The sequence below is a fragment of the Desulfosediminicola ganghwensis genome, from assembly GCF_005116675.2.
In the GTDB taxonomy this organism is placed as follows: Bacteria; Desulfobacterota; Desulfobulbia; order Desulfobulbales; family Desulfocapsaceae; genus Desulfopila; species Desulfopila ganghwensis.
Genome location: NZ_CP050699.1, coordinates 394,111 through 408,835, shown reverse-complemented (window position 1 = coordinate 408,835; position 14,725 = coordinate 394,111). Strand labels below are relative to the sequence as shown.

Below are 14,725 nucleotides of genomic sequence, written 5' to 3'. Positions count from 1 at the left end.
ATGAAGCCTGTTGAAGCCGCAACCCGATTGCGGTGGGCATAAAACCTTATCAGTATGGGTTGCCCTGGAATAATCGTTTTGGGGGACCTCGTTTTGCTTCAGGGTGAAGTCCCGTAACTATTTTATGAGGGGATATATGCGTACATTACTTGTTCTATGCTCCATTGTATTTCTGCTTGGTGGCTGCTCGACCATGGAGGTACAGCATTCGACAAATTCTTCTGAAAAGTTGTCATCTTTGACCAGCTTTGCCTGGATTGATTCCGTGGAAGATGGTGGCCGGGTACGTACACCGAAGCCGGAGGTCGACCGGTTCGTCCGGCAGGCTGTTGAACGGGAACTTGTGGTAAAGGGCTATAGCAGGGCTGAGCCGGATTCTGCGGATTTTCTGATTTCCTGGTTCGGCAAGTTGGATGAGAAGATTCAGCATCAGGATATCAGTCATTTCTATCGCTCCTATGGTTATGGCAGTGCACTTGCGGCGGCCTTGCCTGAAACGGTAGAAGAAGGTTCGATCCAAAAAAGTTACAAGGAAGGTACCCTGGTAATTGATATTGTTGACAGGGAATCCGGCAACCTCATATGGCGCGGCTCGGCAACCGACACCATAGTCCGGAAAGTGGATGAGCGGGAAGCAGGCATGATTATCAACAAAGCCGTTCGCGAGATCATGAATGGCTTCCCCCGCCGTTAAAAAAATCAGGTAGTGCCGAGGTGATTGCATAAAAAGCGCCCACAATCGGGAGATCATGCCCGGCTGAAGGTGCTATTTGGCAATTGAGTGGTGAATTCCGTTTAATGTGATTGTATGAAAACGACTATTCAGACCCATTGGAAAGAGAATATGGCCTTCGACTCAAAAGTCGGGCCCCATAGTGTTATAACAGACGCTCCCGTAGAGGCTGGTGGTGGTGACACTGCAGCCAGCCCTAAAAAACTGATGATGGTGTCCCTTGCCGGATGTACCGGGGTCGATGTGGTTGAAATACTCAAGAAGATGCGAGTGGATTTCGAAGACCTGGTGATAACCGTCGAGGCAGAACTGACAGATGAGGTGCCGTCAGTCTACTCTGCCATGCATATTATTTATGAGTTCAAAGGCCAGAATCTGCCGGAGGATAAACTCAAGCGGGCCGTGGAGCTTTCCCAGGAGAAATATTGCGGGGTCTCCATGATGTATAAAAAGATCATGGATATCACCTGGGAGATCAGGCAGGCGTAAGTCTCAGTTTTCAGCTCAACCTGAAAGCGGGCTGTGCGAACAGAAGGTTCACACAGCCCGCTTTTTTTTAACAGATGCCTTCAGGTGTAATGTTACTTCCAACCTCTCAGGCCCTATTCCCCCTCAAATTCACAGAACGTATGTACTTTTACTCCTGCGTCCCTGAGTTTGGCACTGCCGCCAAGATCAGGCAGGTCGATAATGGCACCAGCCTCAATGATTTCCACACCGAGTTTTTTTAGCAGTTTGGCGGCAGCGAGCATGGTGCCGCCGGTGGCGATCAGGTCATCGATAAGCAGTACCTTGTCGCCTTTGTTCAGCCAGTCAGGCTGAATTTCAATTTCCGCTTCACCATATTCAAGTTCATATGCTTCCGAAATGGTTTTACCAGGGAGTTTGCCTTTCTTGCGTACCGGGATGAAGCCGGCATTAAGTTCATAGGCGAGCGGTGCACCGATGATAAAGCCACGGGCATCGATTCCAACCACAGCGTCTATTTGGGTTGTGAAATAACGGTGAACAAAGAGATCTATGGTTTTGCGGAAAACCAGTTTGTCCTCAAGAAGAGAGCTGATGTCCCGGAAAATTACGCCTTCTATAGGCCAGTCGGGAATAGAGCGGATGTGTCGGGTCAGGTCGAATGTTTGCTGTTCCATAATTTCGAATCGCCAGGTATTTCATGGGAATGTAGAGCAATTACAGGTTTTCTGCAGCTTGAGCCGAAAGGCGAGGCGTGAAGGCGTGAAGCCCTGCCGTCTCTGCTGTATGTAATCGCTTTCTTTGAGAATAAGATAATGTACTTAAGACAAAAATGATCTGCAATCTTTCTCTGTAACAGTTCTATGCCGTATTGACGGCGTGTGTCTGGCAACGAATGCTATGGGCTCGGCATAACTGTTCGAAGAGTGAACAACGTGTTGCTTTTTAATATAGTCAGCAAGGCCCGTGCATGTTGACGAAATATTCGGGTTAGACGAACGTATTTTGATTGCGCTATACTTTGAATGGATGTCGAGCACAGGTAATATTTACGGATAAACCGGCACAAGCGACGGAGGGAGCCACATGAATGTCTTCGAATTTGCAATGCAGATGGAAAAGGATGGAGAGGCATATTACCGTGAACTGGCTGCAAAAGCAGATGATCCAGGTCTGAAAAAAATTTTTACCGGTTTGGCCGACGACGAAGTGAAACATTATGAGATCTTGAAAAAAATGCATGAAAAAGCAAAGGTCTCAAAAGAAGAGAGCAATATTCTGGAGTCGGCGAGAAACATTTTTCAGGAGATGAAAGATCGGGGCACAATCAGCATCGGCAAGGAGCTGACTCAGCCTTCAGCCTACCAGAAGGCGCTGAAAGCTGAAGAGGAGTCTTTTACCTTTTACGAGCGAAAGGCTGAAGAAAGTACAGACCCGGTCGAGAAGAAAAACCTGCTCACCTTTGCACGGGAAGAACGCAGGCACTATAAGCTTATCGAGAATATAATCGAGTTTGTTTCACGGCCGGAAGCATGGCTTGAGAATGCAGAGTTTGCCCGTTTAGAAGAGTATTAGCCAGGAGTACTTCTTTCTCAGGAGATCATGGATTCAAACTCCTGCATGGTGAGGGGTCTGCCCAGCTTCTGGGCAAGGCCGCGCACCTGTTGGAGTTGTTCGGCAATCGCATCCGGACCGAGGTGTGAGTAGCCACGATTCTCCAGCTCGTGTGCCAGGGCGTGGCTCCCGCTTTTTGCACCGTACAGGAGTTTTCTGCTGCCACCGACCCTTTCCGGCGCGAATGGTTCATAGGTCTTTGGGTTTTTTTGCAGTCCCATGAGATGCAATCCCGTTTCACAGGTAAAGATGTCCTTGCCGAGTAACGGGCGGTGGGGATCGATCTGGAGGGCCATCAGCTCAGCCACAAACTCTGCCAGCGGTCGTAGCCTGGCCAGGTCAAACCTGTTTTGCCAACCAGTTAATTCCAGATATCCGGCCACCTCTTCCAGCCGGGCACAGCCGCATCGTTCCCCCAGCCCTAACACTGTAACATCAAGCCAGTCGGCACCAGCTTCCGCCGCGGCGATGGCATTGGCTGTTGCCATGCCGAAATCATTGTGGGTATGTACCCCGATCTCAATGGCGCAGAGTGCTGCCCGTAATTCTTCTACAAGACTTCGTACAGTGGTTGGTGATGCACTGCCGATGGTGTCGGCCAGCCTGATCCTGAAAGCGCCGGCGCTCTCAGCCTGTTGAGCAAGCTGGGTGAGAAAAATCCTGTTTGCTCTGGTGGCGTCTTCAAAACCCACAGCAACTCTCATCCCCAGTGACCTGGCCAGTGCAATGCTGCTGGTTATGGTATCGAGCGCCCATGTCCTGTCTTTGCCCAGTTTGTCTTGCAGGTGGAGATCGGAGGCGGGTATGGAAAGTGAGATTATATCAGCACCTATTTCTGCGGCCAGCCTGATATCTTCTATCTTGCATCGACTCCATACAGAATAGCTCAAGCCGGGTAACTCATCTTGGCAGTGACTGATGAGCTCCGGTAAGCATAGAGTAAGTTCAGAGGCTATCCCCAGCTCCGCTTCGTCCACACCGAGTTGTGCGAGCTCGGATAAAATTCGTTTTTTCTCGTTGATAGAGAACATGACGCCAGGCGTCTGTTCACCTTCTCGTAATGTTGTGTCTATGATATTACACTTTTGTAGCATATCGTCCTCAAAAACAGTTTTTCCCATGTGAGAGAAACTAAAGCAAGTTCAGTGCCAGTACGAGTTTTGTAGAGGAGTTGCCGACAAGAGAAAATAGAATGCAACTGCTAATGATAATTATTATTGCACAAGATTTTGATTCCCGATATAGTAGTCGCCAATAGTATGCGGAAGGTGTTGTCCTGTTGAGCAAAAGAGAAACAGATAGGCTGGAAGCAGTTGATTTAGAGAAGCTGGAGGTCGAAAAAGTGCTGGAATATCCTGGGCGGGTTTACAGGTTTTATAGAGATGGTTTCATGGGCATGACCCTTGGAAAGACGTTATGGAAAATTATAATCATCAAGCTGGTGGTGATGTTTGCTGTACTCAAGCTGTTCTTTTTCCCAAACTATCTCAAAACAAATTTTACAACAGATCAAGATCGGGCAGATTACGTAATTGATAGAATTACTATCCCGGCAAAAGTTCAATAATTACGGAGGAAATTTTTATGGGGGAGATTGATCTCGTCATGGTGAATTGGGCTCGGGCCCAGTTTGCGCTGACTGCAATGTATCACTGGATCTTCGTACCGCTGACGCTGGGGTTATCGTTTCTCTGCGCGTTTTTTGAAACTCTTTATGTCCGCACAGGTAAGGAAGAGTGGAAGAGCATAACCAAATTCTGGATGACCCTGTTCGGCATTAACTTTGCGATTGGTGTCGCGACCGGTATTATTCTCGAATTTGAGTTTGGCACCAACTGGTCCAATTATTCCTGGATGGTCGGTGATATCTTCGGCGCTCCGCTTGCCATTGAAGGTATCTTTGCATTCTTTTTGGAAGCGACCTTTTTTGCGGTGATGTTTTTTGGTTGGGACAGGGTCTCAAAGCGCTTTCACCTCTTTTCAACCTGGATGGTGGCAGTTGGTTCGAATCTCTCGGCGCTATGGATTCTGGTTGCCAACGGTTGGATGCAGTTTCCTACCGGCATGGCTTTTAATCCGGATACTGCCCGTTTTGAGATGCAGAACTTCTGGGAAGTGTTGTTTTCCCCTGTAGCTATTTCAAAGTTTACCCATACAACAAGTTCAAGTTTTATTGTTGGGTCGATGTTTGTGATAACCATCTCGTCATTTTACCTGCTGAAAAAACGTCATGTGGAAATGGCGAAAAAATCTATTCTTGTAGCTTCAGTATTTGGTCTGATCTCGACCGTTTATGTTGCCTTTAATGGTGATGAGTCCGCGTACACCAATGCCTCTACCCAGCCAATGAAGCTTGCGGCCTACGAAGGCCTCTGGGATGGTGAGCAGAATGCAGGCATTGTCGCTTTAGGTCTTTTAAACAGGGACAAACAACCAGGTGATGATCTTGAGGCGTTCAGTTTTGAGATGAAGATCCCCGGCGTTCTCAGCCTGCTTGCCAATCGTGAGTTTGACTCTTTTGTGCCTGGCATCAACGATCTGGTTTATGGCAATGAAGAACATGGCATAATGAGTACCGCCGAGAAAATGGAGCGCGGCAAGCTTGCTATTACTGATTTGAAGGCATACAAGGATGCCAGAAAAGCGATGGATGATGTGGCTGCCGAAGCGGCATTGGGAAAGTTCAACGCTAATCAGGACTTCCTTGGTTACGGATACCTGGAAAAGCCTGAAGACGTGGTCCCGCCGGTCCCACTGACCTTCTACTCGTTTCATACTATGGTCTTCCTAGGCACTCTCTTTGGTCTGATTTTTGTACTGAATCTCTATTTCTCCATGAAGGGAACCTTAGAGGACAAGCGTTGGCTGCAACTGGCTGGTGTGCCGATGTTCTTCCTGGCTATGATCGCGTCACAGTCTGGTTGGATTGTGGCGGAAGTTGGCCGACAGCCCTGGGCAATTCAGGACCTGTTGCCGGTGCATGTCGCTACAACCAATATCTCTGCAGGTAATGTACAGACAACGTTCTTTATGTTTCTCACTGTCTTTACTGCCCTGTTGATTGCTGAGGTTACAATTATGCTGAAACAGATCAAAAAAGGACCGGAGGGCATTTAACATGATTGGTAGCCTTGATTTAGAAATCCTGCAGCAGCTCTGGTGGATACTGGTCTCTGTTGTAGGCGCACTTTTTCTCTTTCTCACCTTTGTCCAGGGTGGTCAGTCACTGCTGTGGCAGATTGCAAAGGACGAAACAGAGAAGTCCCTGGTGATAAACTCCCTGGGCATGAAATGGGAACTGACGTTTACCACCCTGGTGCTCTTTGGTGGCGCACTTTTTGCCGCTTTCCCGAAATTTTATGCCACCAGTTTCGGCGGCGCATACTGGGTGTGGGTACTGATTCTCTTCACCTTTATTTTTCAGGCGGTAAGCTACGAGTTTCGTAAAAAACCCGGCAATATCTTTGGTGCCAAAACGTACGAACTGTTTCTGTTTATAAACGGTTCTGTGGGCATCCTGTTGATTGGTGCGGCAGTCGGAACGTTTTTTACCGGCTCCAATTTTTACCTGGATGATTTTAACCGGGTGAGCTGGGCGACTCCATACAGAGGACTTGAGGCGGCATTTTCTCTTTTCAACCTCTCCATGGGTCTTTTCCTGGTCTTCAATGCCAGGGTGCTCGGTTCCATGTATCTGGTAAATAACATCGACTTTGGAGGAATGCCTGAGTTTGAGGCACGGGTTCGCAAGTCATGTTTGACCAGTCTGCTCTGTGCGCTGCCTTTTCTGCTCTACGTACTGGGTGGATTGCTGCTGATGGATGGCTTTCAGGTGAATGAAATCGGCCAGGTGAGTATGGAGGCCAATAAATATCTCGGTAACCTGCTGGCAATGCCTGTGGTTCTCGGTCTTCTGCTTGTCGGTTTGGTACTGGTCGTTTTCGGAGTCTATAAAACCGCTTTCAGCCAGTCGACAAAAGGTATCTGGTTTGGCGGTCTCGGTACGGTCCTGGTCGGTTTGGCGATATTCTTTACTGCAGCTTTCAACGGTACTCCGTTTTATCCGTCCAAGGTCGATCTGCAGTCAAGCCTGTCCATTTATAACGCGTCTTCCAGCCATTTTACGCTCACAGCAATGACCTATGTGGCAATGGGAATTCCCTTTGTTCTCGGTTATATCGCGTATGTATGGCGTCTGATGAATGCACGTCAGCTCACAGTGTCTGATGTTACAGATAAAAAAGCGTATTGAGACACGAACATTTCAGGAGGTATCCTCATGATAGCAGGATTGCTTATAGGTTGGGTCGTCGTTATTACCCTGTCGTACAGGGGGATTGTCTACGCCCTTGATAAGACTAATCAGCTTTAAGGTTGCCCTTGATTTCTTGAGAAGAATTGTCCCATCATCTCATGAGAAATCCGGGCTAAGGCCGATATGATACAAGAAAAGCCGCACCTGATTTTTGGGTGCGGCTTTTTTGATTTGGGCCTGTCAGCTGATTTCAGCCAGGCGGTTACGCCGAATATCTTGCAAAAGAAAAGGTAGTTTGTTTAGATAAACGAGGCCTGACAACTAATAGGCCTTTTTTTCGAATCAACTGAATATCTCCTGCTTGAACATAGCGACCTGTTCCAGCTTCATTCCGATGAAGGGGTGACAGTATTTGAAAGTAGCACTGTTCATTGCCTCAGAGCATTATGGTGGTGCAGAAAAAGCGTTTGTCGAGTTGGTAAACGCAATGGCTCAGCACCACGATGTCGCGGCTATTATCATACGGGGTAATAAGATCGGGCAGATGGTTTCTGAGTCGGTCAAAGTTTATACCCTGAAATCGAATCCCACCAGATACAATCCACTCCTCATATTTGAATTGTATATACTCCTCGGTTGGCTTGATCCTGACATTATCCACACCCATGCCGCCAAGGCGACAGAACTTGTCTACAGGGTGAACATGCTGCTTGGCAAAAAGCATCTTGCCACAAAGCATAATGATCGAAAAGGCAGGGTGTTCAATAAAATGCAGTGGGTAACCACCGTCTCGGAAAAGGCGGCAAGCTCGATACATCTTGGGAAAAAAGGCAGAGTGTGGACCATTTATAATGGTATCGAAGAGGAAAAAATTCTATCCGGTAGTCTTCCTGAAAAATTTACCGTCGTTGCTGTAGGCAGGCTGGACAAGATCAAGGGCTTTGCCGAACTTATCAGGCAGGTTTCCTCACTATCTTTTCCCTTGGTGCTGAAAATTATTGGTGAAGGTCAGGAATATGATTCGCTCAGGGCTTTGATTGTCGAGCTCGGTGCTGAGGGGCGGATTGAATTGCTGGGCTTTCGTAATGATGTCCATCAGCAGATACATGATGCCCATGTGGTGGTTGTATCGTCTTTCAGTGAAGGAGGGCCCAAAGTACTGATTGAGTCACTTTTTTACGGAAGAGTTTTTATCTCCACCCCGGTCGGCGCAGTTCCTGAAGTTTTGCCGGAGCGGTTTATTGTTACCCAGGAACGACTCGGGGCTAAACTGGAGGATGTCTATAACAATTATCAGCAGTATGAGGCCGAATTTGCCAGGATCGCGGCGGAGAAGAAACCCCTTTTTCTCATGACAAAGATCATCAAACAGTATGACGATCTCTATCATTATTTAGTCGAGCAGGTTTAAGGCTGATCATTGAATAAGGCTTGTATCCAACGAATAGACCTGGGCATAGAATTTGGCATCAAACCTTTTGGAAAACCTGTACGGCACAATAATCTCATCAGGTTCCAGATCTACAGGAGTGGCTGAACCAGAGAAAAATTCGATGGGGTTACGTCGTTGCCACACCACCAGCACAGTCTCCTCTGGGGTATATTTTTGTAGTGGAATCGATGGGGTGATAACAGTGGCATCTTCCATGAAAAGTCGTAAGTTCCCGCCTATGAATTTGTCTTCAGTGAGTACAAGTGATCGCTGTCCCTCAGGTGATTGGTGGTTAAGTTTCTCACTGATTGCCTTGAACGGATAATTTTCCCTGTGTGGTTTCGAGTCAAAATCTACGAGTACAACACGCAAGGGGATGATCAGCATGACTATCAGGCACAGCACAGAACCGGTTCCGGTGTAGATACGAATTGAGCGCGGTCGAACCTGGGGGAGATCGGTAAGCATAAATGCCAGGAGTGGCAGGATAAACAGGAATGGTTGCAGCCATCGTTCTTTAATATTGGTTGATTGACTTATCAGGACAATAGCAAAGATAGCGAGAAAGGTGGTCGCTATATAAATTGCAAGCAGTCGTGCTGCAGGGTTTAAAGGGTGTAGTTTGAATTGATTGCGAAAGAGAGCAAGGTAGAAAACAAGAAAAACGGCGATAAAGGCGAGATAGGATAAAACCAGTTCAACGGAACCATGGAGAATGTCTGCCAGGTAGCTTCCTCCCTGGTCTACGTTCATACGGGTAATGGTCTCACTGGTTGCCAGATCCATATGGGTGAGAAACCACACTATGTGGGGGAGGCTGAGGATTATTGCCACCGCAATTGAGAGGCACAACTTTTTATTGAAAATCCTCCTCCGGTAATCGGGTACCATAAGGGTGGCCACCAGCAGGGCCAATACGACAATTACAAAATTGTATTTAGCTAATAAGCCGCAAGCACCACTCACCCCGAATAGCAGGTAACCTGCAAGGGTTTGTTTCTTTGCTGCATAAAAGTAGAAATAGAAGAATGCCGCTGTGGAAGCAGTCAATAATACAGTATGAATCTGGTCTATCTGTGCTTCCCATACCAATTGGGGCAGAAAGAGTAGACCTACGGCGGAAAGTGAAGCTTTTGCCCTATTTTCCGTCAGTAAAAGAGCGGTGGCGTAAGTGAAAATGTAAATGGAGAACAGGGTAAGGTTTTTCAATAAGGCAATTGCAAAAACGTTTTCCCCAAATATTCCAAAGAAGATCATCTGCAGCCAGGTATAGAGCGGAGGCTGCGCGTTATAGCCGAGAGCAAAATATTGAGTGAGCATGACCTGCTCACTCTCGTCAACCGTCACACCGTTGGTGGTAATAAGCCGGACAAGTATCTGCAGGATAAAGTATGTCGCGATAACGTACGGAAACCGATGAACAAAGAGATTGCTGGCCCTGGTTAGCATGATGTGGCTCCGGAAGTTTCTGTATCTTTATGCCCGAAGGCGATCTTTTTGGTGAAATAGTTATAAAAAAATATGATCGCGGTGGTAATCACCTTGGCGATAACTGGCTGGTGTGCAAGCGGTGTAAAGGTCGTAAAGAGGAAAATAAATACTGTGCCGAGACCAAGACCTAAGAGAGAGAAGACGAGGGATAGAATAAATGATCTCTTAAGGCTGTTACTGCGATTGAAGACATAGCTTTTCTGCAGGAAAAAATTTGTAATCAATCCAGCTGAGGCGCTGAAAACGTTCGCTACAACAGGTGACGTAATCTGAACCAGGCCGGCGTAGATTAGAAAATCTACACCGGTGGCAATGACGGATGTGCCAAAAAACTTTAGAATTCTCATGGATTGTCGTCGCGAATTGAGTAGCTGTTTATGTCTCTTCGTTCCTTGTTGTGGACAATCAGCTCCGCGACGAGACCGGCAATGTATATCTGGGTGCCGATTCCGGTGAGAAAAATGGATATTGTAAAAAGTGGGCTGGTTCCGATTGATTCACCGAAAATCCAACGACCGAAAAACAGGTAAGAAAAAATAGCAAGGCCACTGAAAAAGAAGGCAGAACCGGCCCAGCCGAAAAGGTGCATTGGCCGGTGCAGATAATTGGTGAGAAACACTACGGTGAGAAGGTCAAAAAATCCCCGGGCGTATCGCTCGAAGCCAAATTTGGAAGAGCCATATTTGCGTTCATGATGCAGCACCGGGATTTCCTTTACCTTGAACCCTTTTTTGTGGGCAAGAAAGGGCACAAAGCGGTGAAGTTCACCATAAAGATGTAACTCACGAGTTAACTGCCGGGTGTAACATTTAAATCCACAGTTATAGTCGTTGAGCTTTAATCCGCTCATTTTCGAGACAAAATAATTGAAGACTTTTGAGGGGATGGTCTTTTCTTTGGGGTCTTTTCTGTTGACCTTCCAGCCGGTGACCAGATCGTTGCCTGCTTCAATTTCTTTCAGAAAGTTCGGGATTTCTGCCGGGTCATCCTGGAGATCAGAATCAAGGGTGAATATTATTTCCCCCTTGGCATTCTCGAAACCCACTTGCAGGGCGGAAGATTTGCCAAAATTCTTTCTCAGATTAATGACTTTTACTTTAGGGTCATTGTCGCGAAACCCGTTGATTACATCGGGGCTGCAATCAGTGCTGCCATCGTTGATAAAAAGGATCTCATATTCTCTATCTACTTCAGCCATTACCTCTGTGATGCGGCTATAGAGCTCTGGCAGGGATTCTTCTTCGTTATAAACTGGAAGTATAAATGATATCATTTGATTGCCGGATTTTCGCCAGGTGGCAGTTAATTCATTTTGGGACATCCTGAAGTCCAGGGACGCTTAGAGTCCATCTCTTAGGCAAGACAAAGTAATTGAAAAATTATACTTCATAGAATTACTGGATTTCTATTGGCAGACATGGAGGCAATTACAAAATAGAGTCACTGTGTCACCACCTTGTCTTCCGTCGTTGCTATGAAGAATATGAGTATTTTGCCCTACGGCGCTGCATTCTAGTGTGCAGTATGTAAGAGTTCAAGAAATTTTGTCAGAGTAAAAAAAATGAGCCATTGGTCACTCGATAAATGTGTCCGGTATGGAAAGCAGTGAAACCAGTAATGGTGAGTGTATTAAAAGAATCGCGCAAAATCTGCCACCTCCTCCCTGGGCGTGCGGTATAAATTCACCGGGGCCGTTTCATCCTTATAGCCTAGAGCCATGCCGCAAAGCAGAATCATGTTGTCGGGATAGTTAAGGTACTGTCGTACGATGTCCGGGTGTTCTGCGAGTGCGGCCTGGGGGCAGGTGGCAAGACCTTCCTCAACTGCCACGAGCATGAGTGATTGCAGAAACATGCCGTAATCAAGATATGATCCGGCGGCCAGGACAGCATCCATAAAAAACAAGAGCATCACCGGGGCATCAAAAGCCCGGTAGTTAGCTGCCCATTGCTCTTTACGTCTTTGCATATCATGACGCTCTATCTCCAGGGCTGAGTAGAGTTGCATGCCGCAATTGGTGCGTCGCCTGCTGTAGGGAGGGACCCATTCTTCAGGGTAATAGTTGTAATCCTTTTGGGAAGGTTTTCCCTGCCAGAAGGCCTTCTCCAGTTGTGTCTGCAATTCCTGCTTTTTTTCACCTGTAACAACAGCTACCTGCCATGGCTGGGTGTTGGCCCCTGATGGAGCGTGCCTGGCCAGTTCAAGCAGCCGTTCTATCTTTTCACGTTCAACTGGTTTCGGCAGATAACAGCGAGTTGAAGATCTCTTTAAAAGTGTTTCAGAAACTTTCATTTCCCACCTCTGGTTGTGTGTGAATCTGGCCTCAATTTGGAAGTAATTATCTATCTGTATTGCCATAAAAAGATGTTGAGGCACAAGAGCTATTTTCACAAAGCTATTCCAGAGCTGATCTTTCACCGTTGTCGGTACAGTTTTCCTGTAAATCAGCATTTTTGCGAATGAATATCCAGTATTGACCTGCGAAATTATGTTTAATCTGTTAGGCTGTTAAGTAATATTAAGTTATATCAGCATGTTGAATATAATGATGGCTTGAGGGAGGGGAGTATGTCGAAGTGGCAGGAGTTGGTGGGGAGTGAAAATGTACCGGTGAAAGAAAAAACCTGGCTCAGTCGGCGCCGGAAGAAGGCCGGAATTTATCGGGAACAAAAGGAGGGTGAGTACATCGGAGTGGCGCTTTCAGGTGGAGGCATACGATCGGCGACCTTTAATCTCGGTCTGCTCCAGGCGATGAATAGGTCGGGTTTCTTGAAATATGTCGATTACCTTTCTACGGTTTCCGGGGGCGGTTATATTGGTTCCTGTCTGACCTGGCTGAAGATAGTGGGGCGGGACATCTTTCCATTTGGTAACAGCAGAAAAGATTATAGCGGCACAGGGGGGAAGGTGCTTGCCTGGTTGCGCTGCCATGGGCAATATCTGACGCCTGGGGACGGCTTAACCGTCTGGGCGTTGATAGCAGCCTGCATAACAGGAGTTGCCGTCAATCTTCTAATTGTGATTCCGGTATTTCTGGCCCTGTTCTATTGGTTGACCATAAACTCGATCAGCTGCACACCAATTTTTACAGGGGTGGTGATCTCCCTCAACAAGGGGCTGGCATTACCTGATGGGTTTTTTCTGATATTTTGCCTGTCCCTCGTATCGTTCATCGCTTATCTGGTGATTACCCTTGCCTATGTGGTGTCAACCAGATGCCGAAAATTCTGCCACGAAGTTGTGCAACGCTGGTTTCGGGTCTGGATGGGCATTGGGTTGATGATCGCTGTTATTGCTCTTATTGTCGGCACTATCCCCATTGCTCATAACTCTATCAGGGAGTTTGTCGGGTCTGACTGGTTGAAGGCGACTCTTTCCTCAATTTCATTAAGTGGTCTGATTTCATTTGGTGCGGGCCTAATTGGCAGGACAGAGCAAAATGAAACTCGTGGTGTACGGTCCCTGCTGATGGGGATTGGTTTGAGTCTGATTGTTTACGGCATATTCCTCTATATGTATCAGTTAGTTATAGAGTTGTCGTGCTCGACTGCAGCTAGTTACCTGATTTATGCAGGAATGGGGATATCACTGTTCCTGGCGATTTTTGCCGATATTAACCATGTTTCCATGCACAGGTTTTATAGAAACCGGCTGAGAGAGGCATATATGCCGTATGATTTCAGCCCCAATGGTGGAGATACTGGTAAGGCGAGTACGCAGCGGATAAATGCAACAGCGAGAGATGCGGACTATTGCTACCTCAGCACTATTCAGCAGGCTGAAACAGATACGCCATATCATATCATCAATACCAATCTTCAGACAGTTGGCTCAGGCAACCCCAAGCTCAAGCGAAGAGGAGGGGAAAATTTTGTTCTGAGTCCATATTATTGCGGCTCGGACAATACTGACTGGCTCGAAACAGAGCGTTATGCCGGAGGTGAGACGGACCTGGCAACGGCAATGGCCATTTCAGGTGCTGCAGTTGACCCCAATACCTATGCGACCCGTTCCCGTCCCCTGTCATTTTTGATGACGCTGTTCAACGTCAGGCTTGGTTACTGGGCCAGGAATCCAAAAGTGAAGGACAAATGTTATAAACCCTTGAGGGCGCCGGCCTGGTACTATTATATCTTTCGGGAGATGCTGGGAGTCGGCCTTAACGAGAATTGCCATCAGGTACACCTCTCAGACGGAGGCCACTTCGAAAACCTTGCGGTATATGAACTTATCCGCAGGCGTTGCAGGTTGATTGTTGCTTCTGATGCTGGTTGTGACCCTGCATTCAGTTTTAGTGATTTAGCGAAGTTGATTGAACTGGTGCGGGTTGATTTTGGTGCCGAACTTTCATTGTGCACAGACCTTTTACAACCGGCTGAGGCGACAGGTATTTCGAAGCTGCCGTATGCGATTGGCACCATAAAATATATTAATGGTGAAGAGGGAAGCTTTATCTATGTGAAGTCAACTCTGGTCAAAGAGCTCAGTGAAGATATCTATGGATATAAACGAAAAGACAGCTCATTTCCGGACCAGACCACAAATGATCAGTTTTTTGATGAGCAACAGTTCGAAGCTTATCGTGAGCTGGGCTTTTCCATAGGCATGATGTTGTTTGGAGACGAGCCGATGACTGAGGAGGGACTGCAAAGTATGCCTGCCGTGTTACGGGCGAGACAGGCCGAACGCTCCTGAAGGTTCTTTGCGGGTATTGAAGACCAGGCAATCACGG

Annotated in this window: 14 protein-coding genes; 8 read left to right on the top strand and 6 right to left on the bottom strand. The window is 47.2% G+C overall.

The window, feature by feature from the left end; translation table 11 throughout:
• The first annotated feature begins 136 nt into the window (after window positions 1–136).
• Both FCL45_RS01745 and FCL45_RS01740 read left to right on the top strand, forming a co-directional pair.
• Window positions 137–694, top strand: coding sequence for a DUF4136 domain-containing protein (locus tag FCL45_RS01745; protein ID WP_167495830.1), 558 nt, complete (start codon window positions 137–139; stop codon window positions 692–694).
• Between the two features lie 114 nt (window positions 695–808).
• Window positions 809–1,222, top strand: a complete 414-nt coding sequence (locus tag FCL45_RS01740; protein ID WP_136798643.1) for an OsmC family protein — start codon at window positions 809–811, stop codon at window positions 1,220–1,222.
• Between the two features lie 113 nt (window positions 1,223–1,335).
• On the opposite strand, the gene FCL45_RS01735 is transcribed toward FCL45_RS01740, so the two are convergent.
• On the bottom strand, window positions 1,336–1,878 hold the full coding sequence (locus tag FCL45_RS01735) for an adenine phosphoribosyltransferase (RefSeq protein WP_136798642.1): 543 nt from the start codon (window positions 1,876–1,878) through the stop codon (window positions 1,336–1,338).
• A gap of 409 nt (window positions 1,879–2,287) precedes the next feature.
• Between FCL45_RS01735 and FCL45_RS01730 the strand changes: the two genes are divergently transcribed.
• On the top strand, window positions 2,288–2,776 hold the full coding sequence (locus tag FCL45_RS01730; protein WP_136798641.1) for a ferritin-like domain-containing protein: 489 nt from the start codon (window positions 2,288–2,290) through the stop codon (window positions 2,774–2,776).
• Window positions 2,777–2,793: 17 nt separating this feature from the next.
• Here FCL45_RS01730 and FCL45_RS01725 read toward each other — a convergent pair whose 3' ends face one another.
• Window positions 2,794–3,909 (bottom strand): LeuA family protein, encoded by a 1,116-nt coding sequence (locus FCL45_RS01725; RefSeq protein WP_167495829.1) that lies wholly within the window; start codon window positions 3,907–3,909, stop codon window positions 2,794–2,796.
• A 185-nt stretch (window positions 3,910–4,094) separates the two neighbouring features.
• Here FCL45_RS01725 and FCL45_RS01720 point away from each other — a divergent pair, with 185 nt between their 5' ends.
• The 4 genes from FCL45_RS01720 (at window position 4,095) to FCL45_RS01705 (ending at window position 8,481) form a co-directional block, all read left to right on the top strand.
• The gene (locus FCL45_RS01720) at window positions 4,095–4,382 is read left to right on the top strand and encodes a DUF4492 domain-containing protein (protein ID WP_228721429.1); all 288 of its coding nucleotides are present in this window, start codon (window positions 4,095–4,097) and stop codon (window positions 4,380–4,382) included.
• 17 nt (window positions 4,383–4,399) lie between these two features.
• The gene (locus FCL45_RS01715; RefSeq protein ID WP_136798639.1) at window positions 4,400–5,932 is read left to right on the top strand and encodes a cytochrome ubiquinol oxidase subunit I; all 1,533 of its coding nucleotides are present in this window, start codon (window positions 4,400–4,402) and stop codon (window positions 5,930–5,932) included.
• A 1-nt stretch (window position 5,933) separates the two neighbouring features.
• Entirely contained in the window at window positions 5,934–7,067 is a 1,134-nt protein-coding gene (gene cydB, locus FCL45_RS01710) for a cytochrome d ubiquinol oxidase subunit II (protein WP_136798638.1), read from the top strand.
• A gap of 415 nt (window positions 7,068–7,482) precedes the next feature.
• Window positions 7,483–8,481 (top strand): glycosyltransferase, encoded by a 999-nt coding sequence (locus FCL45_RS01705; RefSeq protein ID WP_136798637.1) that lies wholly within the window; start codon window positions 7,483–7,485, stop codon window positions 8,479–8,481.
• 6 nt (window positions 8,482–8,487) lie between these two features.
• Here FCL45_RS01705 and FCL45_RS01700 read toward each other — a convergent pair whose 3' ends face one another.
• From FCL45_RS01700 to FCL45_RS01685, 4 genes are all read right to left on the bottom strand, one after another.
• Window positions 8,488–9,951, bottom strand: a complete 1,464-nt coding sequence (locus FCL45_RS01700) for an ArnT family glycosyltransferase (protein WP_136798636.1) — start codon at window positions 9,949–9,951, stop codon at window positions 8,488–8,490.
• Window positions 9,945–10,340: a GtrA family protein gene (locus FCL45_RS01695; protein ID WP_136798635.1), complete on the bottom strand. Its 396-nt coding sequence runs from the start codon at window positions 10,338–10,340 to the stop codon at window positions 9,945–9,947. The genes FCL45_RS01700 and FCL45_RS01695 overlap by 7 nt, the downstream gene beginning before the upstream one ends.
• Complete coding sequence (locus FCL45_RS01690; RefSeq protein ID WP_136798634.1) at window positions 10,337–11,266, bottom strand: glycosyltransferase family 2 protein; 930 nt, start codon at window positions 11,264–11,266, stop codon at window positions 10,337–10,339. Before FCL45_RS01690 ends, FCL45_RS01695 begins: the two co-directional genes overlap by 4 nt.
• A gap of 356 nt (window positions 11,267–11,622) precedes the next feature.
• Entirely contained in the window at window positions 11,623–12,285 is a 663-nt protein-coding gene (locus FCL45_RS01685) for a nitroreductase (RefSeq protein WP_136798633.1), read from the bottom strand.
• Window positions 12,286–12,561: 276 nt separating this feature from the next.
• On the opposite strand from FCL45_RS01685, the gene FCL45_RS01680 reads away from it, so the two are divergent.
• The gene (locus tag FCL45_RS01680) at window positions 12,562–14,688 is read left to right on the top strand and encodes a hypothetical protein (RefSeq protein ID WP_136798632.1); all 2,127 of its coding nucleotides are present in this window, start codon (window positions 12,562–12,564) and stop codon (window positions 14,686–14,688) included.
• The last annotated feature ends 37 nt before the right edge of the window (window positions 14,689–14,725 follow it).